The sequence below is a fragment of the Anoxybacillus sp. CHMUD genome, from assembly GCF_013096965.1.
GTDB lineage: Bacteria > Bacillota > Bacilli > Bacillales > Anoxybacillaceae > Anoxybacillus > Anoxybacillus kestanbolensis_A.
The window spans coordinates 54,586-78,969 of record NZ_SDLG01000011.1 but is presented as its reverse complement, the minus strand read 5'-3'; the positions used below and the strand labels follow the sequence as shown (position 1 = coordinate 78,969).

The 24,384-nt window shown below is 40.8% G+C and carries 25 protein-coding genes and 1 rRNA gene; 17 read left to right on the top strand and 9 right to left on the bottom strand.

Going from position 1 to position 24,384, the window contains the following annotated elements; translation table 11 throughout:
• The 8 genes from ETB99_RS09385 to dnaA form a co-directional block, all read right to left on the bottom strand.
• A 16S ribosomal RNA gene (locus ETB99_RS09385) occupies nt 1-369 on the bottom strand; the annotation flags it as partial.
• Between the two features lie 141 nt (nt 370-510).
• Nucleotides 511-1,623, bottom strand: a complete 1,113-nt coding sequence (locus ETB99_RS09380; protein WP_077429079.1) for an HD-GYP domain-containing protein — start codon at nt 1,621-1,623, stop codon at nt 511-513.
• Nucleotides 1,624-1,640: 17 nt separating this feature from the next.
• Nucleotides 1,641-4,091 (bottom strand): DNA gyrase subunit A, encoded by a 2,451-nt coding sequence (gene gyrA / locus ETB99_RS09375; protein ID WP_077429080.1) that lies wholly within the window; start codon nt 4,089-4,091, stop codon nt 1,641-1,643.
• Nucleotides 4,092-4,163: 72 nt separating this feature from the next.
• The gene (gene gyrB, locus ETB99_RS09370; protein WP_077429185.1) at nt 4,164-6,080 is read right to left on the bottom strand and encodes a DNA topoisomerase (ATP-hydrolyzing) subunit B; all 1,917 of its coding nucleotides are present in this window, start codon (nt 6,078-6,080) and stop codon (nt 4,164-4,166) included.
• Between the two features lie 60 nt (nt 6,081-6,140).
• Nucleotides 6,141-7,256 (bottom strand): DNA replication/repair protein RecF, encoded by a 1,116-nt coding sequence (gene recF, locus ETB99_RS09365; protein WP_035020227.1) that lies wholly within the window; start codon nt 7,254-7,256, stop codon nt 6,141-6,143.
• A gap of 14 nt (nt 7,257-7,270) precedes the next feature.
• Nucleotides 7,271-7,483 carry a S4 domain-containing protein YaaA gene (yaaA, locus tag ETB99_RS09360; RefSeq protein ID WP_004888458.1) on the bottom strand — a complete coding sequence of 71 codons (213 nt, stop codon included), beginning with the start codon at nt 7,481-7,483 and terminating at the stop codon, nt 7,271-7,273.
• Between the two features lie 98 nt (nt 7,484-7,581).
• Nucleotides 7,582-8,718, bottom strand: a complete 1,137-nt coding sequence (gene dnaN, locus ETB99_RS09355) for a DNA polymerase III subunit beta (protein ID WP_077429081.1) — start codon at nt 8,716-8,718, stop codon at nt 7,582-7,584.
• 156 nt (nt 8,719-8,874) lie between these two features.
• Entirely contained in the window at nt 8,875-10,218 is a 1,344-nt protein-coding gene (gene dnaA / locus ETB99_RS09350; RefSeq protein ID WP_077429082.1) for a chromosomal replication initiator protein DnaA, read from the bottom strand.
• A gap of 468 nt (nt 10,219-10,686) precedes the next feature.
• On the opposite strand from dnaA, the gene rpmH reads away from it, so the two are divergent.
• The 11 genes from rpmH (at nt 10,687) to ETB99_RS09295 (ending at nt 20,186) form a co-directional block, all read left to right on the top strand.
• Nucleotides 10,687-10,821, top strand: coding sequence for a 50S ribosomal protein L34 (gene rpmH, locus ETB99_RS09345; RefSeq protein WP_003397591.1), 135 nt, complete (start codon nt 10,687-10,689; stop codon nt 10,819-10,821).
• Between the two features lie 63 nt (nt 10,822-10,884).
• A complete protein-coding gene (gene rnpA, locus ETB99_RS09340; RefSeq protein WP_077429083.1) occupies nt 10,885-11,223 on the top strand; it encodes a ribonuclease P protein component in 339 nt (112 codons plus the stop codon).
• 66 nt (nt 11,224-11,289) lie between these two features.
• A complete protein-coding gene (spoIIIJ, locus tag ETB99_RS09335) occupies nt 11,290-12,057 on the top strand; it encodes a YidC family membrane integrase SpoIIIJ (RefSeq protein ID WP_171700462.1) in 768 nt (255 codons plus the stop codon).
• On the top strand, nt 12,054-12,671 hold the full coding sequence (gene jag / locus ETB99_RS09330; RefSeq protein WP_171700461.1) for an RNA-binding cell elongation regulator Jag/EloR: 618 nt from the start codon (nt 12,054-12,056) through the stop codon (nt 12,669-12,671). Before spoIIIJ ends, jag begins: the two co-directional genes overlap by 4 nt.
• Nucleotides 12,672-12,841: 170 nt before the next feature.
• Nucleotides 12,842-14,227 (top strand): tRNA uridine-5-carboxymethylaminomethyl(34) synthesis GTPase MnmE, encoded by a 1,386-nt coding sequence (gene mnmE / locus ETB99_RS09325; RefSeq protein WP_171700460.1) that lies wholly within the window; start codon nt 12,842-12,844, stop codon nt 14,225-14,227.
• Between the two features lie 11 nt (nt 14,228-14,238).
• On the top strand, nt 14,239-16,128 hold the full coding sequence (gene mnmG / locus ETB99_RS09320; RefSeq protein ID WP_077429086.1) for a tRNA uridine-5-carboxymethylaminomethyl(34) synthesis enzyme MnmG: 1,890 nt from the start codon (nt 14,239-14,241) through the stop codon (nt 16,126-16,128).
• A 13-nt stretch (nt 16,129-16,141) separates the two neighbouring features.
• The gene (rsmG, locus tag ETB99_RS09315) at nt 16,142-16,855 is read left to right on the top strand and encodes a 16S rRNA (guanine(527)-N(7))-methyltransferase RsmG (protein ID WP_171700459.1); all 714 of its coding nucleotides are present in this window, start codon (nt 16,142-16,144) and stop codon (nt 16,853-16,855) included.
• Nucleotides 16,856-16,890: 35 nt separating this feature from the next.
• Nucleotides 16,891-17,742, top strand: a complete 852-nt coding sequence (gene noc, locus ETB99_RS09310) for a nucleoid occlusion protein (RefSeq protein WP_077429087.1) — start codon at nt 16,891-16,893, stop codon at nt 17,740-17,742.
• A 101-nt stretch (nt 17,743-17,843) separates the two neighbouring features.
• Nucleotides 17,844-18,605 (top strand): ParA family protein, encoded by a 762-nt coding sequence (locus ETB99_RS09305; protein ID WP_077429088.1) that lies wholly within the window; start codon nt 17,844-17,846, stop codon nt 18,603-18,605.
• A complete protein-coding gene (locus tag ETB99_RS09300; protein WP_171700458.1) occupies nt 18,598-19,461 on the top strand; it encodes a ParB/RepB/Spo0J family partition protein in 864 nt (287 codons plus the stop codon). The genes ETB99_RS09305 and ETB99_RS09300 overlap by 8 nt, the downstream gene beginning before the upstream one ends.
• Nucleotides 19,462-19,478: 17 nt before the next feature.
• Nucleotides 19,479-20,186 carry a DUF554 domain-containing protein gene (locus ETB99_RS09295; protein ID WP_171700457.1) on the top strand — a complete coding sequence of 236 codons (708 nt, stop codon included), beginning with the start codon at nt 19,479-19,481 and terminating at the stop codon, nt 20,184-20,186.
• Here ETB99_RS09295 and yyaC read toward each other — a convergent pair.
• On the bottom strand, nt 20,175-20,765 hold the full coding sequence (gene yyaC / locus ETB99_RS09290) for a spore protease YyaC (RefSeq protein ID WP_171700456.1): 591 nt from the start codon (nt 20,763-20,765) through the stop codon (nt 20,175-20,177). The genes ETB99_RS09295 and yyaC overlap by 12 nt on opposite strands.
• Before the next feature lie 181 nt (nt 20,766-20,946).
• Here yyaC and ETB99_RS09285 point away from each other — a divergent pair, with 181 nt between their 5' ends.
• The 6 genes from ETB99_RS09285 (at nt 20,947) to rpsR (ending at nt 24,341) form a co-directional block, all read left to right on the top strand.
• Nucleotides 20,947-21,822, top strand: coding sequence for a mechanosensitive ion channel family protein (locus tag ETB99_RS09285; RefSeq protein ID WP_171700455.1), 876 nt, complete (start codon nt 20,947-20,949; stop codon nt 21,820-21,822).
• A gap of 41 nt (nt 21,823-21,863) precedes the next feature.
• Complete coding sequence (locus ETB99_RS09280; RefSeq protein WP_006321132.1) at nt 21,864-22,040, top strand: DUF951 domain-containing protein; 177 nt, start codon at nt 21,864-21,866, stop codon at nt 22,038-22,040.
• A gap of 20 nt (nt 22,041-22,060) precedes the next feature.
• Nucleotides 22,061-23,161, top strand: coding sequence for a redox-regulated ATPase YchF (ychF, locus tag ETB99_RS09275; protein ID WP_171700454.1), 1,101 nt, complete (start codon nt 22,061-22,063; stop codon nt 23,159-23,161).
• Nucleotides 23,162-23,265: 104 nt separating this feature from the next.
• Complete coding sequence (gene rpsF / locus ETB99_RS09270) at nt 23,266-23,553, top strand: 30S ribosomal protein S6 (protein WP_009361077.1); 288 nt, start codon at nt 23,266-23,268, stop codon at nt 23,551-23,553.
• 26 nt (nt 23,554-23,579) lie between these two features.
• On the top strand, nt 23,580-24,071 hold the full coding sequence (ssb, locus tag ETB99_RS09265) for a single-stranded DNA-binding protein (protein WP_171700453.1): 492 nt from the start codon (nt 23,580-23,582) through the stop codon (nt 24,069-24,071).
• 33 nt (nt 24,072-24,104) lie between these two features.
• On the top strand, nt 24,105-24,341 hold the full coding sequence (rpsR, locus tag ETB99_RS09260) for a 30S ribosomal protein S18 (RefSeq protein WP_077429095.1): 237 nt from the start codon (nt 24,105-24,107) through the stop codon (nt 24,339-24,341).
• Nucleotides 24,342-24,384: the final 43 nt, after the last annotated feature.

Here is a 24,384-nt window from a genome sequence, read left to right as displayed (position 1 = left end):
CCTACTGCTGCCTCCCGTAGGAGTCTGGGCCGTGTCTCAGTCCCAGTGTGGCCGATCACCCTCTCAGGTCGGCTACGCATCGTCGCCTTGGTGAGCCGTTACCTCACCAACTAGCTAATGCGCCGCGAGCCCATCCTGTAGCGACAGCTTGCGCCGTCTTTCAACGAAACGTCATGCGACATTTCGTGTTATCCGGTATTAGCACCGATTTCTCGGTGTTATCCCCGTCTACAGGGCAGGTTGCCCACGTGTTACTCACCCGTCCGCCGCTAACGAATCAAAAGCAAGCTTTCGATTCGTCCGCTCGACTTGCATGTATTAGGCACGCCGCCAGCGTTCGTCCTGAGCCAGGATCAAACTCTCCATAGAAAGTTTATATCTCTAGCTTTCACGCTGCTGTTTTGTTCAGTTTTCAAAGAACATCAAGCACAAGATATATCATACAAGAGCATATTGTTATTGTCAACACTTTTTTATAAAAAAATAAAATGACATGGACAATTGCCATTGTCATTTTATAATCTCTTCAATACACAAATCTTTTTCATGTTTCAGTGAAATGATTTGGTTTGTATCAATTATCTTAATCATCGGACACATAGGTAAATCTTGTTCGAAAAAGATGATTTCCCCAATTTGTTCATTTGATAATTTTACTTTTGCTCCTAAAGAAAGGGTCATTAAAAGCGACGCTAGCGCTTGAACGACAGAAAGATCGAATTTCCCAAAACAATCTTTATGAATTTGTTCAAACACCTTAAAAGGCGATTGCTTATTACGATAAGGTCGTTCAGAAATCATCGCATGATAAACATCTGCAACGGCAACAATTTTACTATAAGGGTGAATTTTTTCTTCTTGAACACTAAGTAAATATCCGCTGCCGTCATTTCGCTCATGATGTTGCAAAACGGCAAGTTTCACCCCTTCTTGTAATGCAGTAATCTTTTGAACCATTTTATATCCATAAACGGTATGTTGACGCATATCTTTATATTCCATCGGAGTAAGCGCTGCACTTTTGTGAAGTATTTTCGGGTCAACTTTTGCCATGCCACAATCACTTAATAACCCGGCAATTGCAATTTGACAATAGTCCCCTTTTGTATATTGCATTCTTTTCGCCAATGCACCTGAAAGAAGGCCGACTGTTACTGCATGATGAAATAAATACTCCGATTTTGTAGAGTAGTGATGAAAAAAGAGCAATTCTCTTTCTGATCCCAACACTTTTTCAAACAAAGGCATAAACATTTTACGTACTTTGCCAATATCAACAGGTAACCCAGCCTGCCACCCTTGAAACATTTGTTTATATTGTTGAACGACTTCTAAATATAACGTCAATATATCTTTATTGTCTGTAGCTTTTGTTTTCGGTACATCTTCTTGAACAATTTCACTGGGCCGAAATGTGCCGCCATCAACGAGAACTGACTGTACACGTACTTGGTCAACAAGAAATTTTTGTAGCACGATCAACAGTTTTGCGTTTAATACAGTATTTTTCGGAACGATGACACGATTCGATTTTCCGACAACGTCTTCTGCTAAAATGCATCCTTCTTGTAATTGAGCCGTTTTTACTAATAACACGTCTTTCTCCCCGCCTTTGTAAAGCATAGGGGGGAACCCCCCCTCTATTCTTCTTGCAATTGTTCTTTTTCTTCTTTTGGCACCTTTGCTACTGTTGCGACATACTCCTGCTCGTTTTCTTCATCAAGACGAATGAGTTTCACACCTTGTGTATTGCGTCCCATGACAGAAATATCGCTCACTGCCATGCGAATCATTACACCACTTGCGGTCATTAGCATTAAGTCTTCTTCGCCTGTAACTGTTTTGACAGCAACAACGTCTCCGTTCTTTTCAGTAATGTTACACGTCTTAATTCCTTTTCCTCCACGGCTTTGGACACGGTACTCTGAAGCTGGTGTCCGTTTTCCATAACCATTTCGCGTTACAATTAAAATTTCCTCGTCGCCATTCAAACTCTCCATACCAACGACTTCGTCACCCGGACATAACGTAATGGCTTTTACACCTGCAGCCGTCCGTCCCATGGAGCGGACATCTGTCTCTGGAAAACGAATTAACATTCCGTTTTTCGTCCCTACAATTATATGTTTATGACCATCTGTTAGTTTTACAGATATTAATTCATCACCTTCATGTAAATGAATAGCAATTAAACCATGGTTACGGATGTTAGCAAACGACGACAACGGAGAACGTTTAGCAGTCCCTTGCTTTGTTGTAAAAAATAAAAATGCGTCTTCTCGGAACTGTTCGATGGCAATAACTGTGTTAATCACTTCGTCTTTTTCAATGTTTAATAAGTTAACAATTGGAATGCCTTTTGCTGTTCGACTGAACTCTGGAATTTCGTATCCTTTTGCTTTATAAACTTTCCCTTTGTTTGTAAAAAATAAAACGATATCGTGTGTCGATGTAATAACTAAATGTTCAACAAAATCGTCCTCATTCGTATTCATCCCTTGAATGCCACGACCTCCACGTCGCTGGCTTCGGTATGTCGAAACTGGAAGACGTTTAATATATCCTCTATGCGTCAATGTAACAACGATATTTTCACGAGTAATTAAATCTTCATCGTCAATAGTTTCTAAACCGCCATTTACAATTTCTGTGCGACGATAATCGTTGAACTTCTCTTTAATTTCAAGCAATTCATCACGAATGATTTGTAAAACTTTTTGTTCATCGGCTAAAATGGCTTTTAAATGCGCAATGAGCTTGACTAATTCCTCATACTCTTGTTCAATTTTTTCACGCTCTAGTCCCGTTAAACGTTGTAAACGCATATCTAAAATAGCTTGCGCTTGCTTTTCGCTTAGCTGGAACTTTGTCATTAACCCTTCTTTTGCTACATCTACGGTCGCGGATTGACGAATGAGCTCAATCACTTCATCTAGGTGATCGAGGGCAATGCGTAGTCCTTCTAAAATATGGGCGCGAGCTTCCGCTTTGTTTAACTCAAACTGAGTTCGACGACGAATAACAATTTTTTGATGGTCTAAATAATGTTGTAAACATTGTTTTAAATTTAATACTTTCGGTTGCCCATCAACAAGCGCGAGCATATTGATACCAAAGCTCGTTTGTAAAGCCGTTTGTTTGTATAAATTGTTAAGTACGACATGAGCACTCACATCTCTTCGTACTTCAATAACGATACGCATACCGCTTCGATCGGATTCATCACGTAAATCTGTAATTCCGTCGATTTTCTTTTCGCGCACAAGTTCAGCAATCTTTTCAATTAACTTCGCTTTATTGACTTGATAAGGTAACTCACGGACGATAATCACTTCTTTTCCGTTCTCTTTTTGCTCGATCTCTGCTTTGGCACGCAACGTAATCGAACCTCGTCCTGTTTCATACGCTTTTCGTATACCGCCTCTCCCAATAATTTGCGCACCTGTCGGAAAATCAGGTCCTGGCAAATATTCCATCAATTCAGCAATCGTCATGTCGGGATCTTTCATCAGCTCCAATAAAGCGTCAATGACTTCTCCAAGTTGATGCGGCGGAATGTTTGTTGCCATCCCAACCGCAATCCCTGAAGATCCGTTCACAAGCAAATTCGGGAAACGAGCTGGCAAAACAATTGGCTCTCGTTCTGAACCGTCATAGTTGTCTTGGTAATCAATCGTGTCTTTGTTAATATCTCGCAACAGCTCCATCGAAATTTTCGACATTCTCGCTTCTGTATAGCGCATTGCTGCTGCAGCATCCCCGTCAATTGATCCGAAGTTTCCATGTCCATCTACAAGCATATATCGATAGTTGAAATCTTGTGCCATCCGCACCATCGTATCGTATACCGCTGCATCTCCGTGCGGATGATACTTCCCGATCACTTCACCGACAATACGTGCCGACTTTTTGTAAGGCTTGTCCGCCGTCATTCCTAAATCGTGCATTGCATATAAAATACGACGATGTACCGGCTTTAGACCGTCACGCACATCAGGGAGCGCGCGAGATACAATGACGCTCATCGCATAGTCAAGAAACGATGCACGCATTTCTTGACTAATACTCACTTCTTTTACTCGTTCAGACATACAACAACGAACCTCCCTTACTTACCAAAATAATAAAACAAGGGGAGGGTGAACAAACACTCTCCGACATGTTTAAATATCCAGGTTTTTTACATATTTAGCATTTTCTTCAATAAATTGTCTACGCGGCTCGACTTTGTCCCCCATTAAAATTTCGAACGTTTCGTCCGCCTCCATCGCATCTTGCAAACTCACTTTCAACAACGTTCTCGTTTCTGGATTCATTGTTGTTTCCCAAAGTTGTTCAGGATTCATCTCCCCAAGACCTTTATAACGTTGAATGACCGGTTTTGGTTGTTCAGGTAACCGCGTTAATATTTCTTCAAGTTGTCGATCACTATATGCATATTCGATTCGTTTTCCTTGCTGAATTTTATATAAAGGTGGTTGAGCGATGTAAACGTAGCCTTGTTCAATGACCTCGCGCATGTAGCGATAAAAAAATGTCAATAACAATGTGCGAATGTGTGCACCATCGACATCGGCGTCCGTCATAATAATGATCTTATGGTAACGAGCTTTTGTAATATCAAAATCTTCCCCGATTCCTGTGCCAAGAGCTGTAATAATCGCACGTACTTCATTGTTGGATAAAATTTTATCTAAACGTGATTTTTCAACGTTAATAATTTTTCCGCGCAACGGTAAAATCGCTTGGAAATGACGATCGCGTCCTTGTTTTGCAGAACCACCTGCCGAGTCTCCCTCAACAACATACAGTTCACATATCGCTGGGTCTCTCGATGAACAATCTGCCAATTTCCCAGGCAAACTTGATACTTCAAGGGCGTTTTTTCTTCTCGTTAATTCTCGCGCTCGCTTCGCTGCTAAACGTGCTCGAGAAGCTAAAATTCCTTTTTCAACGATTTTTTTTGCAACGGATGGATTCTCGAGTAAAAACTTCTCAAATTGTTCAGCAAAAATGGACTCTGTCGCCGTACGAGCATCACTATTTCCGAGTTTCGTCTTCGTTTGCCCCTCGAACTGTGGTGCTGGGTGTTTCACCGAGATGATGGCCGTTAATCCTTCCCGTACGTCCTCACCTGTTAAATTAGCATCTTGTTCTTTAAACATATTGTTTTTACGGCCATAATCATTAATAATTCGCGTCAGAGCTGTTTTAAACCCTAACTCGTGCGTACCACCTTCATGTGTATGAATGTTATTCGCAAATGAGTATATATTACTTGTATAACCATCGTTGTATTGTAGGGCAATTTCGACTTGAATCCCGTCTTTCTCCCCTTCAATATAAATTGGTTCCTCGTGAAGCGTTTCTTTTGTCCGATTTAAATGTTTAACGTATGAAGAAATTCCGCCTTCATAGTAGTATTCGTTGCGTCGCTTTTCACCGCGTCGATCTTCTAGCGTAATACGAATGCCTTTGTTTAAAAAAGCAAGCTCCCGTAAACGGTGCGCGAGTGTATCGTAATCATACTCCGTCGTTTCTGTAAAAATTTCCGGATCTGGCTTAAAATGAATCGTTGTTCCTGTCCGATCTGTCTCACCTACAACTTGTAAATCAGAACAAGGCACACCGCGCTTATATTTTTGATAGTGAATGTTTCCATCGCGATGTACATATACTTCTAGTTCTTCTGACAACGCATTAACAACAGACGCACCGACCCCATGCAAACCGCCAGATACTTTATATCCACCGCCGCCGAATTTCCCTCCAGCGTGCAACACAGTCATAATTACTTCAACAGCTGGTCTCCCCATTTTTTCATGAATGCCAACTGGAATCCCCCGACCGTTATCGATAACTGTAATGCTATTGTCTTCTTCAACAATGACGTTGATTTCCGTACAAAATCCAGCTAGCGCTTCATCAATACTGTTGTCGACAATTTCCCAAACGAGATGGTGTAATCCTTTCGGTCCAGTTGATCCGATATACATCCCCGGTCTTTTTCGTACTGCTTCTAATCCTTCGAGCACTTGAATTTGACTTTCATCATAAACAATTTGTTCCCTTTGTTCCATCGTCACTATTGATCACCTACGCTTTCCTTTTCGGACAATACGTCCGAGTTTGATAAACAACTATCGTCTCATCATTTGTCCCGAGACAACTTCGTACACATCTGCATCACGAATAACGCGATGCTCAATCCCATCTATGCTCGTTGTTGTTACGAATGTTTGCACTTTGCCTTGTATAGCATTTAACAAATGCGTTTGGCGAAAATCATCCAGTTCTGATAGGACATCGTCAAGTAAAAGAATAGGGTACTCTCCAATTTCCGAAAAAATTAAATCAATTTCAGCTAGTTTCAATGAAAGGGCCGTCGTTCGTTGTTGTCCTTGTGAACCGAACGTTTGTACATCCTTTCCGTTAATTGTGAACGATAAATCATCTCGATGTGGCCCGATAAGTGTTGTGCCTCGTTCGATTTCTTTTGTTTTTATTTGTGCGAACTTGTCGTTATACACTTCTACTATTCTCGACCATTGTTGTTTGTCTAATACATGAACCGAAGGACAATAGTGAATAGCTAATTGTTCATTACCTCGACTAATTTCAGCATGAATCGGTTTTGCCCACGTTTGTAATAATTCGATAAATTCGTATCTTTTAAGCGTGATCTTAGCTGCAAGTTCTACCAGTTGTTCTGTAAGCACATCAAGAAACGTTTCATCCGTCTGTTTTTTCGACTGAAGTAGTTTCAAATATTGATTTCTTTGTTGCAACACTTTTTGATATTGACCAAGCTCATGCATGTAAACAGGAGATACTTGACCGATCTCCATGTCGATAAAACGTCTTCGAATTTGTGGGCTCCCTTTTACAAGGTTTAAATCTTCTGGAGCAAACATGACGACGTTCATGTGCCCGACATATCTGCTTAACTTCGCCTGTTCAATATGATTGAGTTTTGCTTTCTTGCCTTTTTTTGACACAGTTAGTTGCAGAAAAATGGACCCGTTTTTCTTTCCTACTTTACCTTCTATTTTAGCATAATCTTCGTCCCAACGAATTAAATCTTTATCGTTCGTCGTTCGATGTGATTTCGCCATAGATAAAACATAAATGGATTCCATGATGTTCGTCTTACCTTGGGCATTTTCGCCTAAAATGACGTTTACTTTATTTTGAAATTGCCAACAACCTTGTTCATAATTGCGGTAGTTTTTTAAAGTTAATTGTTCCAAAAACAAAGGTGCTCCCACCTTCACGAACAAATCGTAAATGTACCGATTGTTTTGATGTCGACAACGTCCCCTACCTTCAGCTTTCGCCCGCGACGTTGTTCCTGCTCACCATTAACAAATACATCGTTTGTTTGTAAAAACCATTTCGCCATCCCACCTGTTGAGATGACGTTCGCTAGTTTTAAAAATTGTCCGAGTGTAATGGTTTCTGTTGAAATTTTTATTTCTTTCATCCATCATCCGCTCACTTTCTATAAAAAGTGTCCATTCTTTCATTGTACTAAAAAAGAAAGGTGAAGAAAAGGAAAGCTGCTAGTTCATCTAGCAGCTTTTAATATGTGCGCACAGGTAAAATTAATTGGAGCATCGAATCGTCATGAAGCGGACGAATTAAAAATGGTCGCATTGCACCAGTAAAACTAATTTTAATTTCTGTCCCTTCTAACGCTTTTAGTGCATCCATCATATATTTTGCGCTGAAAGAAATTTTTAATTCTTCTCCCTCAACTTGTTCACACTGCACTTCTTCAACCACTTTTCCGATTTCAGGTGAGTTCGAAGAAATTTCAACGATTTTGTCCGCTAGTGTCGATAAACGAACAACGTTGTTTCTTCCTTCACGCGCTAATAAAGATGCACGGTCGATCGCTTGTAGAAACTCCTTCGTTTTTACAATCACATCTGTCTGACTGTCTGTTGGAATAAGTCGAGACGTATCCGGATAGTTCCCGTCTAATAAACGTGAGAAAAACAACAAATGTTTTGTTTTGAATAATATTTGATTTTCTGTCACGACAATGTGCACAAGTTCATTCGACTCTTCGAGGATTTTATTTAGTTCGTTCAAGCTCTTTCCCGGAATGACGATATTGAAGTACGCTTCTGATTCCGTTTCTACTTTTGCTTTTCTCATAGCTAGCCGATGGCTATCTGTTGCAATACACGTCAGTTCATTATTTTCAATTCGCCAGTTTACACCTGTCAAGATCGGACGTGTTTCTGAAGTCGATACTGCGAATACAGTTTGACGAATTACATGTTTTAACAAATCAGCTGGAACTTTAAACATGTTTTCCTCTTGAATTTGTGGTAAGCGCGGATATTCCTCTGGATCCAATCCGTTTAAGTGAAATTCGGCTTTTCCGGAACGAATTGTTGTGACAAATTGATCTTTTACTTCGATTTGTACGGTTTCTTTCGGTAGTTTCCGAACAATTTCGCTAAAAAATCGTGCTTGGAGAACTACGCTTCCTTGTTTAATGACGTCAACAATAATACGATCCTTTTCCTCCGCTGGAATAAACGATTCAATCGAAATATCTGAATCGCTCCCTGTCAATGTAACTCCTTGCTCAGAAGCGACAATTTTAATTCCAGTCAAAATAGGAATGGTCGTTCGGGATGATACAGCTTTCATAACATCCTGCACGCTTCTCACTAAGTGCTCGCGATCGATAGTAACTTTCACAAAGAAAACCTCCCTAATTATTAATTATATTTTTTTAAAAAACTATTAATCATAGTAATAGGAGCTGTGATTATGTGGATAAGTGAGTAAAACAAAGGAAGCACAGACTATCCACATGTGGACAGACTGTGCACAAACACAAAGTAGTTATTCACATTATTTCAGTTTCTCCATAATTTCTTTCAGCTGTTTTTGCAATTGAACGTCAGTCTGAATGAGAGCTGAAATTTTTTCATGGGCATGGATAACAGTCGTATGGTCACGCCCTCCAAATTCTTCACCAATTTTCGGGAGCGAACAGTCCGTCAGTTCGCGTGAAAGATACATTGCAATTTGTCTTGGAAAAGCAACAGATTTTGTCCGCTTTTTCGCCTTGAAATCTTCGAGTTTTACATTAAAATGCTCCCCGACAACGCGTTGAATATCTTGGATCGTAATAACTTTTGGTTTGGAGCTCGGAATAATATCTTTTAATGCTTCAGCTGCCAAATCTGCGTTAATTTCTTTATTAATTAAAGAAGAGTAAGCAACGACGCGAATGAGCGCCCCCTCTAATTCACGAATGTTCGAATCAATTTGATTAGCAATGTACAACATCACTTCGTTCGGTATGTCGAATCCTTCCGCTTTCGCTTTTTTGCGCAAAATAGCGATTCTTGTCTCTAAGTCAGGAGGGGTGATGTCTGTAATTAAGCCCCATTCAAAACGTGAACGAAGGCGGTCTTCTAACGTCGGAATTTCTTTTGGAGGTCGGTCACTCGATATAACAATTTGCTTACTTTCCTCGTGAAGCGTGTTAAATGTATGGAAAAACTCTTCTTGTGTTTGTTCTTTCCCAGCTAAAAACTGAATATCATCTATTAGTAACACGTCCACATTGCGATATTTGTTACGAAAATCATCCGGACGGTTGTCACGAATGGCATTAATAAATTCGTTTGTAAACTTTTCAGAAGATAGATAAACGACTTTCGCTGATGGGTTGTGTTCAAGAACGTAATGACCGATTGCGTGCATGAGGTGCGTCTTGCCTAGGCCTACACCACCATAAATGAAAAGGGGGTTGTATGCTTTGGCCGGTGCTTCTGCCACAGCTAAAGAGGCAGCATGAGCAAAGCGATTTCCAGATCCAATGACAAAAGTATCAAACGTATACTTCGGATTGAGCATGCTTTGTGGAAATTCTGTTTGTTCGTCATCGTGTTTGCGCGGTTTGCTTGTCGGCTTTAGAGCGAATTCTTCCGTTGTTTGATGATTAGGGATGGTACATTTAATCTTTAATTCTTCTCCGGTAATGTCATAAAGTGTTTGTTCGATCAGCCGGGTATAGCGAGATTCGAGCCAGTCTTTTGTAAATTCGTTTGGGACGGTAATAATAAGGATATCGCCCTTTAACGAATGTGCAGTCGTTGATTTTAACCATGTTTCAAAACTCGGTTTGCTAATTTTTTTCTCAATTTCGGCCAATGCTTTATTCCATAAGTCCGAAATATTTTCCACGCCGCTCTCCCTCCTTCTCCGCGCGGGTGTTTAACTTTTGTATAACTTTGTCTATAAAAAAATTTTTTTCGACAGTTTTCACCGATTGTGGACAAATATTTACACAGGATGTGGATGGGACTGTCCACACATTATCCACATTTTGTGGATAAAGAAAAAAATGCACACCATTATCCAGAGTAAAAACAACAATATAATAGCAGATAAATACATATGTTGCAACGGTTTTTAAAAATTATCCACAAAATAAAAAAGTTGTGAAAAAAATTTATCCACAAGGTTATAAGATGTGAAAAAATTGTCGATAAATGTTGTGGATACAGAAAAAGCGACAAAAAAATTATCCACATCCATAATCACAATATATTCAAAAAAAGATACTCCCGGAGTAGTTGACATTTCTCTAAATTTCTCACTATAATTAGAAAGACTGTCTTTTAACAGTTATTCCTCAGGGAGGTGTCATATATGAAAAGAACGTATCAGCCAAACAAACGGAAGCGCAGCAAAGTACACGGTTTCCGTGCACGTATGAGCACAAAGAACGGAAGAAAAGTTCTTGCTCGCCGTCGTCGTAAAGGAAGAAAAGTATTATCTGCATAGGCCACTGAACGATCAGTGGTCTTTTTTCTAACGGGAGTTACGATCGAGGTGTTATTGGAGCACATGAAAAAAAAATATCGCATTAAAAAAAATGACGAATTTCAAGAAGTGTTTAAAAAAGGTAAATCGGTAGCGAACCGACAGTTTGTTTTGTATGTTCTCGATAAACCAGAGCAACCGTATTTTCGCATCGGGTTGTCCGTTAGCAAGAAAATAGGGAAAGCGGTCGTTCGGAATCGTGTGAAGCGCTATATTCGCCAAGTATTTCAGGAAGAACGTGATCGAGTTCAAGTTGGAAAAGATTATGTGATCATCGCGCGAGTGCCGGTAGCTACAATGGAGTATGAAGAGGTGAGAAAAAGCTTAGTGCACGTCTTGAGACGGGCGAACGCTTTTTATTAAACGTTGAGTTGATTATATGTTAAAATGTTGTGAGGAATGCATTTACAGAGTAGGGAGGAAGAACGAGTGAAAAAAAGGCAAGTCGCATGGCTATTTTTACTTCTTGCTGTTGTGTTAGCAGGATGTACAGAAATCAATCAGCCAATTACTGCAGAAAGCAAAGGGTTTTGGAACGAGTATATCGTTTACCCACTGTCTTGGTTAATTACATATACATCTGAAATGTTTGGTTCTAATTATGGACTAGGTATTATCATCGTTACAATTCTCATTCGCTTAGCTATTTTGCCGCTAATGATTCAACAAACGAGAAATTCTAAGGCGATGCAAGCGTTGCAACCGGAATTACAAAAACTTCGCGAAAAATACAGTTCAAAAGACGCGCAAACGCAGCAAAAGCTCCAACAAGAAACGATGTTACTTTTCCAAAAGCATGGCGTCAATCCGCTAGCCGGTTGTCTTCCAATACTCATTCAAATGCCGATTTTAATCGGTTTTTACCATGCTATTATGCGCACAGAAGAAATTGCACGCCATAATTTTTTATGGTTTGACTTAGGTGAAAAAGATCCGTTTTTCATCTTGCCACTTGTCGCAGGGGTCACAACATTTATTCAGCAAAAGATGATGATGGCTGGCACCGAGCAGCAAAATCCACAAATGGCGATGATGCTTTGGTTAATGCCAATTATGGTCGTTGTTTTTGCGATCAACTTCCCAGCAGCACTTTCACTTTATTGGGTAGTCGGTAACTTATTTATGATTGCACAAACGTACTTTATTAAAGGACCAGACTTAAAAGCAACGAAACAAGCTGGGGGAACAGGAAAGTGAAACGAATCACGATGAGGGGCCAAACGGTAGGAGAGGCAGTGGACAAAGCGTTAGCGCAATTACATTTGTCGAAAGAAGCGGTCGATATTGTTGTTGTGCAACAAGAAAAAAAGCCGTTTCTTGGTTTGTTCGGTGGACAAGAAGCAATCGTGGAGATTGTGATCCGTCATCCGTTTGATTGTGTCAAATCGTTTTTAAAACATGTTATTGAGCAGATGGGTGTACGTGTCCATCTCGCTTCCGAACAGAAAGATGAACATCTCGTCGTCTTGCTTTCAGGTCCAGAGGTTGCACGGGTGATTGGAAAGCATGGCCAAACGTTGAATGCGTTACAATTATTGGCGCAAGGAGTGTTAAATCGCTATACGGATCGTCCGCTTCGCGTTGTTATTGATGCGGAAGGATATCGAAAACGAAGAGAAGAAACACTTGTTCGTTTAGCGAAAAATATGGCGAAAAAAGCGATACAAACGGGGAAAGATATTTCGTTAGAACCGATGAGTGCATGGGAGCGAAAAGTCATTCATACGGCGCTAAGTGATGACGATAGAATACAGACGTTTTCAGCTGGGACGGAACCGCATCGTCATGTCGTTATTTCACTAAAAAGATAAACATTCTCTAGGGAAAGTCGTTCCTAGAGAATTTTTTTTGTAAATTCAAACGCAGTGTGTATGTTGTTATTCACATGTGGATAAGTTAAAATTTATTTGATTACCATTGTGAATAAAACACGAATGATATAGATGTGGATAATTTTGTTTTAAGAAAGAAGGTGAATAGCGTGGAATTCGATACAATTGCAGCGATCTCGACCCCGATGGGTGAAGGGGCGATTGCTATCGTCCGTTTAAGCGGGGATGAAGCGATAAAAATTGTTGATCAACTGTTTGTTGGTGTAGGGGGAAAGAAGCTAAAAGACGTCCCATCTCATACAATTCATTATGGACACATAGTACATCCGGAGACGAAAGAAACGATTGAAGAAGTGATGGTTACGGTGATGAAGGCTCCGAAGACATTTACGCGTGAAGATGTTGTCGAAATTAACTGCCACGGGGGGCTCGTTTCCGTCAACCGCGTTCTTCAACTCGTGTTAGCGTATGGAGCTCGTCTAGCGCAACCTGGAGAATTTACAAAAAGAGCTTTTTTAAATGGGCGTATTGATTTATCCCAAGCAGAAGCGGTCATTGATCTTATTCGCGCCAAAACAGATCGTGCCATGGCTGTTGCATTGAATCAAATGGAAGGTCGTTTATCGAAACTGATTCGTCGCTTGCGCCAAACGATTTTAGAAACGTTGGCGCATGTCGAAGTAAATATTGACTATCCAGAATATGATGATGTCGAGGAAATGACGCATCGACTGTTGCTTGAGAAGGCAACAGAAGTGAAAAATGAAATCGAGCGGCTGTTACAAACGGCACAACAAGGAAAAGTGTTACGAGACGGACTAGCGACAGTGATTATCGGTCGTCCAAACGTTGGGAAATCATCGTTGTTAAACAGTTTAGCTCATGAAAATCGTGCGATCGTGACGGATATTCCAGGCACAACTCGTGATGTTATTGAGGAATATGTAAATGTTCGTGGTGTACCGCTTCGTTTGCTAGATACAGCGGGCATCCGTGAGACAGAAGACATTGTCGAACGTATTGGGGTCGAGCGGTCACGGAAAGTGTTAAAAGAAGCTGATTTAATTTTGCTTGTACTTAACTACAATGAGCCGCTAACAGTAGAAGATGAGCAGTTGTTTGAAGCGGTCAAGGGAATGGACGCCATTGTTATTGTTAATAAAACAGACTTACCGAAGCGAATTGATATGGACCGAGTGAAGCAATTAGCGCAAGGATTACCAATTATTACGACATCTCTTTTGGAGGAAAGAGGGATCGAGCAACTTGAAGAGGCGATTGCCTCATTGTTTTTCAGTGGAGATGTAGAGGCGCGTGATTTAACATATGTATCAAACTCGCGTCATATTGCATTGTTGACGCAAGCAAAAAAAGCGATAGAAGAAGCGATTCACGGCATCGAAGCGGGGATGCCGATCGACATCGTGCAAATTGATTTAACGAGAGCATGGGAATTGTTAGGTGAAATCGTTGGAGATACGGTGCACGAAAGTTTGATTGATCAATTGTTTGCACAATTTTGTTTAGGAAAATAAGGAGGGTGTTTATGCATTACGAGGCAGGATCTTATGATGTTATCGTTGTCGGTGCCGGTCATGCCGGATGTGAAGCGGCGCTTGCTGCTGCACGCATGGGAGCAAGTACGCTAGTGATTACGCTCAATCTCGATATGATTGCTTTTATGCCATGTAACCCATCAATCGGCGGACCTGCAAAAGGGATTGTCGTTCGGGAAATTGACGCATTGGGCGGAGAAATGGGGAAAAACATCGACAAAACGCATATTCAAATGCGAATGTTGAACACAGGAAAAGGACCTGCGGTGCGAGCGTTGCGTGCACAAGCAGATAAATTTTTATATCAACAAGAAATGAAAAAGACGTTAGAAAACCAAGAGAATTTAACGTTATTACAAGGAAAAGTAGAAAAATTAATCGTAGAAGACGGTGTATGTAGAGGTGTCATTACGCATACAGGTGCTCGCTATTATGCTAAAGCTGTCGTTATTACGACAGGAACGTTTTTACGCGGTGAAATTATTATTGGTGACATTAAATATTCAAGCGGTCCGAACAATCAACAGCCATCGATTAAACTTTCAGAGCATTTAGAGGAACTTGGTTTTGAATTAGTTCGCTTTAAAACAGGAACACCACCGCGTGTAAATAGCCATACGATTGATTACAGCAAAACAGAAATTCAGCCGGGAGATGACGTGCCACGAGCGTTCTCCTATGAGACGAAACAATACATTACCGACCAACTTCCTTGTTGGCTCACTTATACGACAGAAGAAACGCACCGAATCATCGATGAAAATTTACATTTGTCACCGATGTATTCAGGAATGATTAAAGGGACAGGCCCGCGTTATTGTCCATCAATTGAAGATAAAATCGTCCGTTTTCATGATAAACCACGTCATCAAATTTTCCTTGAACCAGAAGGAAGACATACGCAGGAAGTATATGTACAAGGTTTATCGACAAGTTTGCCGGAGCATATTCAACGTCAAATGTTAGCGACAATACCGGGGCTAGAGAAGGCACAGCTCATGCGTGCTGGTTATGCGATTGAGTATGATGCTATCGTTCCAACACAGCTATGGCCAACGTTAGAAACAAAAGTTGTTCAACGATTATATACAGCAGGCCAAATTAACGGGACATCTGGATATGAAGAAGCAGCTGGTCAAGGGCTTATTGCCGGCATTAATGCCGCTTGTAAAGCGCTTGGAAAAGAGGAGTTAATTTTAAGCCGCTCAGAAGCATATATTGGTGTTTTAATTGATGACCTTGTGACAAAAGGAACGAACGAGCCATATCGCTTGCTAACATCACGTGCAGAATATCGTCTTTTATTACGTCACGACAATGCTGATTTACGTTTAACAGAAATTGGATATAAAATTGGTTTAATTTCACAAGAGCGATATGAGAAGTTTGTCGCAAAGAAAGAAGCGATCGAAGCGGAAAAGAAACGCTTAAAATCTTACATCATTAAGCCAACCCCACAAGTACAACAACTTATTCGGGATGTCGGGGGAAGCGAGTTAAAAGACGGCATTCGCGCAGCTGACTTGTTAAAACGTCCAGAAATGACGTACGAGCACATTCAAATGATTGCACCAGCGGAACAGCCAATTGATCCTGAAGTAGCAGAACAAGTAGAAATTCAAATTAAATACGAAGGATACATTGAAAAATCGCTACAACAAGTTGAAAAATTAAAGAAAATGGAAAACAAAAAAATTCCAGAAGACATTGATTACGATGCGATTACAGGATTGGCGACAGAGGCGCGTCAAAAACTAAAACAAGTTCGTCCGCTTTCCATTGCACAAGCGTCACGCATTTCGGGAGTCAATCCGGCAGACATTTCGATTTTATTAGTGTATTTAGAGCAGGGAAAAATCGCACGTGTGTCAAATGAATAAAGAGGGATGAATGATGGATGTAAAGGTATTTCAACAAATGTTAGAGGAGAAAGGAATTTCGCTTTCTCCTCAACAACTTACTCAATTCGAAACATATTATCAATTGCTCGTTGAATGGAACGGGAAAATGAATTTAACGGCGATCACAGACGAAGAAGGCGTGTACTTGAAGCATTTTTTTGATTCCATCACACCTGCTTTTTATTATGATTTTTCGCAATCATTATCTATTTGCGATGTTGGAGCAGGGGCTGGTTTTCCGAGTATACCGCTAAAAATTTGCTTTCCTCATCTACATGTATCAATTGTTGATTCATTACAAAAACGAATCACATTTCTGAATCATTTAGCGGCACAACTTGGGCTTGAAGGAGTAGCCTTTTATCATGATCGCGCCGAGACGTTTGGACAAAAAAGTGTACGTGAGTCATTTGATGTCGTCATGGCTCGTGCTGTTGCTCGTTTATCTGTCTTAAGTGAGCTCTGTTTGCCACTTGTGAAAGTGGGAGGAACGTTTATTGCAATGAAAGGTGCATCAGCACAAGAAGAGCTTGAACAAGGAAAAACGGCTATTCGTGTGTTAGGTGGCGAAGTGGCGAAAGTCGAACAATTTTTATTGCCAATTGAAGAAAGTGAACGAGCAATCGTTTTTGTCGAGAAAAAAAGAAAAACACCGAAGAAATATCCACGCAAACCAGGGGTACCAAACAAGCTTCCGATTGAATGAATGTTTTGAGTTCTCAAAGGTGGTGTCAGGGGGAAATGAAGCATCCTTTTTCGCGATTTTTCAGCTTTGGTGAAAAAGAGCAAGAAGAAATTGTCATACCGAATGAAGAAATAAAACGAATCGCCATTTCACAAATTGTTCCAAACCGTTTTCAGCCGCGAACCATTTTTGTTGAAGATAAAATTGACGAACTTGCTCAAACGATTCGAACACATGGGATGATTCAACCGATTGTTGTTCGAGAATGCGAAGATGGAAAGTTCGAAATTATTGCCGGGGAACGAAGATGGCGGGCAGCACAAAAACTTGGTTGGACAGATATACCTGCCATTATTAAAAATTTAAATGATACGGAAACAGCCTCTGTCGCTTTAATTGAAAACCTACAGCGAGAAGAGCTAACTCCGATTGAAGAAGCGGTTGCTTATGCTCGTTTGCTAGAATTGCACAATTTAACGCAAGAAGCGTTAGCGCAACGGCTCGGAAAAGGACAATCAACGATCGCCAATAAACTTCGTTTATTAAAGCTGCCTCAAGAAGTGCAAGATGCATTGTTACAACGTCAAATTACAGAACGCCATGCGCGCGCTTTAATTGTTCTGAAAGATTACGACAAACAGTTAAAATTGCTTGAAGAGATTATTCAAAAGCAACTCAACGTGAAACAGACAGAAGATCGAGTCGCGAAAATGCTAGAAGAAAGCGACGATGAAAAGCGCCCGAAGCCGAAACGAAAATCGTTAAGCAAAGACATGCGCATCGCCGTCAATACGATTCGTCAGTCGTTGACGATGGTCGCTGATAGCGGTGTTGCGATCGATTCAGAAGAAGAAGAGTTTGAAGACTATTATCAAATTACCATCCGCATCCCGAAGAAACAAAAATAACACCTCATCCAAAATGACGATGAGGTTTTCTTTTTGTATATGAAAATATTGAAAAATTCGTGATACAATAAAAGTATTATAAGTAAAGGATGGGGAGCATTGTGGGGAAAATTATTGCGATTGCCAACCAAAAAGGCGGTGTTGGCAAAACGACAACAGCGGTAAATTTATCGGCTTGTTTAGCCCATATGGGAAAAAAGACGTTACTTGTCGATGTCGACCCGCAAGGAAATGCGACAAGCGGGATTGGTGTGGAAAAACATGACATCGAACAATGTGCATACGACTTATTAGTTGAGGAAGTAGATGTACGCCAAGTCATTCGTCCGACTAACATCGAACGATTGCACATCATTCCTGCCACAATCCAACTCGCGGGCGCTGAAATTGAACTTGTTCCAATTGTTTCGCGGGAAGTGCGCTTACAGAAAGCGTTAAACCCGATAAAAGATGTGTACGATTTTATTATTATTGATTGCCCGCCGTCGCTTGGACTGCTGACAATCAACGCTTTAACTTCAGCAGATACAGTATTGATCCCCGTTCAATGTGAATATTACGCATTGGAAGGACTGAGTCAACTATTAAATACAATTCGTCTCGTACAAAAACATTTAAATTCCAACTTACGCATTGAAGGTGTGTTGCTGACGATGTTTGATGCGCGTACAAATCTTGGTATTCAAGTCATTCAAGAAGTGAAAAAGTATTTTCGTGAAAAAGTGTATGAGACGATTATACCACGCAATGTTCGACTAAGTGAGGCGCCAAGCCACGGGAAGCCGATTATTTTGTACGATGCGAAATCACGGGGAGCGGAAGTATACGCGGATTTTGCGAAAGAGGTGATCGCGAATGGCTAAAGGGCTCGGGAAAGGCATACATGCGCTTTTTACGAATTTAGAATCAGAAAAAGGGGAAACGGTTCAAGACATTGAAATTCAACAACTTCGTCCAAATCCATATCAACCGCGTAAAACGTTTCATGAACAAGCGCTAGAAGAATTAAAGCAATCCATTATGGAACATGGGATCATCCAGCCGCTTATCGTTCGCCAAACAATTAAGGGATATGAAATTGTCGTAGGTGAACGTCGCTTTCGAGCGGCACAACTAGCAGGATTAAAAACTGTCCCGGCCGTTGTACGTGAACTTTCGGATGAAAAAATGATGGAAATTGCATTGCTTGAAAATTTACAGCGTGAAGACTTAAATCCGATTGAGGAAGCGACAGCATATCAATTATTGCTTACAAAATGCAAATTGACGCAGGAAGAGTTGGCGAAACGATTAGGGAAGAGCCGTCCACATATTGCCAACCATCTACGTCTTCTTTCACTTCCAAGTGATGTGCAACAAATGATTGAAGAAGGTACATTATCGATGGGGCACGGTCGAGCATTACTTGCATTAAAAAACAAACAAAAACTTTCAGCGGTTATTGAACGAGTTATTCAACAATCGCTCAATGTTCGCCAACTTGAGGCGCTTATTCAACAATTGAATGAAAATGTTCCACGTGAAACATTGAAAAAGAAAGAAGAGAAAAATATATTTTTAACGCAAAGCGAAGCGCTGTTACGCGAACGGTTAGGAACGTCAGTATCCATTAAAAAACATCGAAAAAAAGGGAAAATTGAAATCGAATTTTTCTCGGAAGAAGATTTGACACGTATTTTGCAGCTGCTAAATGCATACGATGAATCGATTGAAGAATGAATAGGATGTGACATACGTTGGCTTTACTCGGTACGGTTGTGAACGGCATATGTATTCTTATTGGAGCACTGTTAGGGGCCATATTTCGGAATATTCCTGAACGCATAAAATCAACGGTAATGAGTGGGATTGGGCTTTCTGTCGTCGTTCTTGGTGTCAAAATGGGATTAGAAAGCAAGCAATTTTTAATTGTGATTATTAGTTTAGTTGTCGGTGGGGTATTAGGAGAAATATGGGACATTGAAGAAAAACTCGAAAGGCTAGGGAAATGGGTGGAAAAACGAGCAGGATATGGAGCAGAAGGAGCGATTTCTAAAGGATTTGTGAGCGCTACGCTCCTGTTTGTCGTCGGTTCGATGGCTATTGTCGGTGCGTTACATAGCGGGTTAAGAGGGGATCATCTTGTACTATATACAAAATCAATTTTAGACGGCTTTACAAGCATTATCTTAACCGCTACGTTTGGCATCGGCGTTCTTTTTTCGGCCATTCCTGTCGTCATTTATCAAGGCTCCATCGCTTTGATGGCTACACAAATTGATCGTTTTATTCCGGCAAGCGCCCTTGAGGCATTTATCGCTGAATCGACCGCGACAGGCGGAATTTTAATTGTTGCGATCGGATTGAACATGTTGAATCTTACATCTGTTCGTGTAGCGAACTTATTGCCAAGCATTTTAGTCAATGCCTTGATCGTTGCGTTTATGCATGTGTTATTCGAATAACTTATATTTCAGTTCGTTTGTCTGCAATGATGCAAGCCGCTGGTGTTTTTTTAGTTGGATGCCCGCTTCATAAATACCTGTGGCGATCGTTTCCGCCATACTCATGACTAAATGAAGTCTCGTGTTTTGTAATACGAAAAATTCCATAAATCCACTCACATTGACGATCCCAGTAATGTGAGCATCGCCGACAGAAGGGAGATTTTTATTGACAGCGGCACCTGGTTTGATCGGACCTTTTTCAATAGTAACCATCCCAACGTTTTTCACACGACCAAGGCAAGCATCGACAGCAATGATGAATGCGCGTTTATGTTGTTGGTGAATGTCTTTTAGTCTATCTTCTAAATTAACAGCATGAATCGGATCTTTTAACGTTCCATATACGAGAAAAGGCAATATCCCTTTTTGTTCAAGCATTGTGCCGACAAGTGGTCCGAGCGAGTCACCCGTCGAACGATCCGTCCCGATGCAAAGGAAGACAATTGGGATATGTGTAGAAGATGGAAGTAAATATAAAAGTGATGATGCGAGTTGAGATGTTGCATTTGGTTCGTCGTAAAAAAATTTGTTTTGCATACGTCCGTTCCCTCCTCCGGTTAAATAACGTGGTAACAGTATACGGAAAAATGTGAATATATATACATTGGGCGATGTAGAAAGTTCGTGCGCTACAAATGTAAGCAAAATACTGTTACAATAACTTATGCGTGAGCAAAGAAGCTTGTATAGGTTATTTCGCTACGATGGAGGTGGACGAATGGAACAAATGAAGAAAATATACGGTCGTGTTGTTGAACAAATAGTAGAAGGTGACTGGCTTGTGACGATTGGTGTTAGTTTGCTTAAAATCATCGTCATTTTTTTACTAGCCTCGATTTTGTTAAAGGTGATCAAATTGACGATTACCAAATTTTTCTCCGTTCGTCAAAAGGCGCCGATTCGGTTATCGGAACGAAGAGAAGCAACGTTAATGCGACTGCTGAACAATATGGCGACGTATACCATTTACTTTATTACGTTTGTGATGATTTTAGACGCTGTAGGCGTCGATATTCGTGCGATTTTAGCGGGAGCTGGAATCGTTGGATTAGCGGTTGGATTTGGGGCGCAAAACCTTGTTCGTGATATTATTACAGGATTTTTTATTATCCTTGAAGATCAGTTTGCCGTCGGAGATTATGTGCGCATCGGAACATTTGAAGGGCATGTTGAGGAAATCGGATTGCGCACAACGAAGTTAAAAAGTTTTACAGGTGAAGTGCACATTTTGCCAAATGGAACGATTACACAAGTGACGAACTTTTCTTTGAATAATAGTGTGGCAGTTGTCGATGTAAGTATTGCGTATGAAGGTGATTTAGAGCAGGCAGAGGCTGTTATTCGCGAAGTGTTAGAGGAAATGCCAAGTAAATATGAAGACATCGTCAGTCCACCAGAGTTGTTAGGAGTACAAAATTTAGGACCGTCTGAAGTGGTCATGCGCATTACATGCGAGACGAAGCCGATGCGTCATTGGCACATCGCCCGTGCGTTGCGAAAAGAGATTAAGCTTCGTTTGGACGAGCGTGGAATTGAAATCCCGTTTCCTCGTTTAGTTCTCTATAGTCGCGAACAACAAGCGGAACGTGCTTAAACAACGGAAAGGAGTGTGCTATATTGAATAAGGAGTATGGCATGCATGATATCGTTGAAATGAAAAAGGAACATCCTTGCGGTACAAATCGTTGGAAAATTATTCGGATGGGCATGGATATTCGAATTAAGTGTGAAGGATGCGGCCATAGCGTATTGCTGCCGCGAAAAGAGTTTGAGAAAAAAATGAAAAAAGTGCTCGTAAAGCACGAGGAATAGACGAAGAGAGGAGTTTCATTATGGGTTTAACAGCAGGAATTGTTGGTCTTCCGAACGTCGGAAAATCAACGTTATTTAATGCAATCACAAAAGCGGGCGCTGAGTCTGCCAACTATCCGTTTTGTACGATCGAACCAAACGTTGGCATTGTTGAAGTGCCAGATGAGCGTCTAAAAACATTGACGGAATTATTTAATCCAAAACGTACGGTTCCAACTGTATTTGAGTTTACGGATATCGCAGGAATCGTGAAAGGTGCAAGTAAAGGCGAAGGATTAGGAAATAAGTTTTTATCGCACATCCGCCAAGTTGATGCCATTTGTCAAGTTGTGCGATGCTTTGCTGACGAAAATATTACGCATGTGGCGGGGAAAGTAGACCCGATTGCTGACATTGAAACAATTAACTTAGAACTTATTTTTGCTGATTTAGAGACGGTAGATAAGCGGATAGATCGTGTTGGGAAAATGGCAAAACAAAAAGATAAAGAAGCAGTATTTGAATATGACATTTTAAGTCGCTTGAAAGAAACATTCGAAGCAGGAAAACCAGCTAGAACGCTTTCATTTACGGAAGAAGAAATGAAAGTCGTGAAGCAATTGCATTTATTAACGATCAAACCGATGTTATACGTCGCTAACGTCGGAGAAGAAGATTTAGCGGACCCGAACAGCAATGATTACGTGCAACAAGTAAAAGCATTTGCGAAAGAAGATAATGCAGAAGTCATCGTTGTATGTGCTAAAGTTGAGGCAGAGATGGCGGAGTTAGATGATGAAGAAAAAGAGTTATTTTTACAAGAACTTGGCATTGAACAATCAGGATTAGACCAACTTATTCGTGCATCATACAGCTTGCTCGGACTCGCTACGTACTTTACAGCGGGCGAGCAAGAGGTGCGTGCATGGACGTTTCGTAAAGGAATGAAAGCACCACAATGTGCTGGAATTATTCATTCTGATTTCGAAAGAGGATTTATTCGTGCCGAAACGGTATCTTATGAAGATTTAGTTGCAGCAGGATCGATGGCTGCTGCCCGCGAAGCAGGAAAAGTACGATTAGAAGGAAAAGATTATGAAGTGCAAGATGGCGATATTATTCATTTCCGCTTTAACGTCTAATCTTGCATATGGACGACGTTCATGATATAATCATCAAATGTGAGTAATGATATATTGCTCCTTGCTCTGTAGAGAGCCGTGTAGACCAAAAGGAGGTGACTGTGATGAGAAAGTACGAAATTATGTACATTATCCGTCCAAACATGGAAGAAGAAGCGAGAAAAGCAGTTGTTGAGCGTTTTAATAACGTGTTAACTGAAAATGGCGCAGAAATTACAAACGTAAAAGAATGGGGCAAGCGTCGTCTCGCTTATGAAATTGAAAAATTCCGTGACGGTTACTACATGATTTTAAATGTTGTTGCGAAGCCAGCAGCGGTTCAAGAGTTTGACCGTTTAGCACGCATCAGCGAAGATATCATTCGTCATATCGTCGTGAAGGAAGAAGAATAATTTCCTCATGAATAGGAGTGGTTCTGATGATTAATCGCGTAATTCTCGTTGGAAGACTGACGAAAGATCCGGAATTACGCTATACTCCAAATGGAGTTGCTGTTGCCACGTTTACGCTAGCGGTGAATCGAACGTATACGAACCAACAAGGTGAACGTGAAACAGATTTTATTAACTGTATCGTTTGGCGCCGACAAGCTGAAAATGTGGCCAACTATTTGAAAAAAGGTAGTTTAGCTGGAGTAGAAGGTCGAATTCAAACGAGATCATATGAAAACCAAGAAGGAAAACGAGTGTACGTGACAGAGGTTGTCGCCGATAGCGTGCAGTTTTTAGAGCCGCGAGGTGGCGGTGAGCAACGTGGCATGGCATCAGGCAGCTATGGCGAGCCGTTTCCATTTGGATCAAATCAGAACCCGAACCAAGGACGTAACAGCGGATTTAGTCGAATTGATGATGATCCATTTGCGAACGATGGACAACCAATCGACATATCGGATGATGATTTGCCGTTTTAATATAATACTTGATCAATGAAAGGAGGATATACGATGGCAGGACGTAAAGGTGGACGCACAAAACGTCGTAAAGTTTGCTACTTTACAGCAAACGGAATTACGCACATCGACTACAAAGATGTGGACACATTAAAGAAATTCATTTCTGAGCGCGGTAAAATTTTACCTCGTCGCGTAACAGGTACGAGCGCGAAATATCAACGTAAATTAACAGTTGCGATCAAACGTGCTCGTCAAATGGCTTTATTACCATACGTTGCGGGCGAATAAAAAGAGAAAGCAGTAAGGGGGACGGAGCCTTACTGCTTTTTGT

Bases quoted from the DNA above. Each gene is read 5' to 3' on its own strand.
- rnpA (WP_077429083.1), top strand. From the start codon at position 10,885: ATGAAAAAAAAATATCGCATTAAAAAAAATGACGAATTTCAAGAAGTG.
- ychF (WP_171700454.1), top strand. From the start codon at position 22,061: ATGGGTTTAACAGCAGGAATTGTTGGTCTTCCGAACGTCGGAAAATCA.
- ssb (WP_171700453.1), top strand. From the start codon at position 23,580: ATGATTAATCGCGTAATTCTCGTTGGAAGACTGACGAAAGATCCGGAA.
- rpsF (WP_009361077.1), top strand. From the start codon at position 23,266: ATGAGAAAGTACGAAATTATGTACATTATCCGTCCAAACATGGAAGAA.
- ETB99_RS09380 (WP_077429079.1), bottom strand. From the start codon at position 1,623: ATGCTTTACAAAGGCGGGGAGAAAGACGTGTTATTAGTAAAAACGGCT.
- noc (WP_077429087.1), top strand. From the start codon at position 16,891: ATGAAGCATCCTTTTTCGCGATTTTTCAGCTTTGGTGAAAAAGAGCAA.
- yaaA (WP_004888458.1), bottom strand. From the start codon at position 7,483: ATGAAAGAAATAAAAATTTCAACAGAAACCATTACACTCGGACAATTT.
- ETB99_RS09285 (WP_171700455.1), top strand. From the start codon at position 20,947: ATGGAACAAATGAAGAAAATATACGGTCGTGTTGTTGAACAAATAGTA.
- rsmG (WP_171700459.1), top strand. From the start codon at position 16,142: ATGGATGTAAAGGTATTTCAACAAATGTTAGAGGAGAAAGGAATTTCG.
- gyrA (WP_077429080.1), bottom strand. From the start codon at position 4,091: ATGTCTGAACGAGTAAAAGAAGTGAGTATTAGTCAAGAAATGCGTGCA.
- rpsR (WP_077429095.1), top strand. From the start codon at position 24,105: ATGGCAGGACGTAAAGGTGGACGCACAAAACGTCGTAAAGTTTGCTAC.
- yyaC (WP_171700456.1), bottom strand. From the start codon at position 20,765: ATGCAAAACAAATTTTTTTACGACGAACCAAATGCAACATCTCAACTC.
- gyrB (WP_077429185.1), bottom strand. From the start codon at position 6,080: ATGGAACAAAGGGAACAAATTGTTTATGATGAAAGTCAAATTCAAGTG.
- ETB99_RS09300 (WP_171700458.1), top strand. From the start codon at position 18,598: ATGGCTAAAGGGCTCGGGAAAGGCATACATGCGCTTTTTACGAATTTA.
- rpmH (WP_003397591.1), top strand. From the start codon at position 10,687: ATGAAAAGAACGTATCAGCCAAACAAACGGAAGCGCAGCAAAGTACAC.
- ETB99_RS09280 (WP_006321132.1), top strand. From the start codon at position 21,864: ATGCATGATATCGTTGAAATGAAAAAGGAACATCCTTGCGGTACAAAT.
- mnmG (WP_077429086.1), top strand. From the start codon at position 14,239: ATGCATTACGAGGCAGGATCTTATGATGTTATCGTTGTCGGTGCCGGT.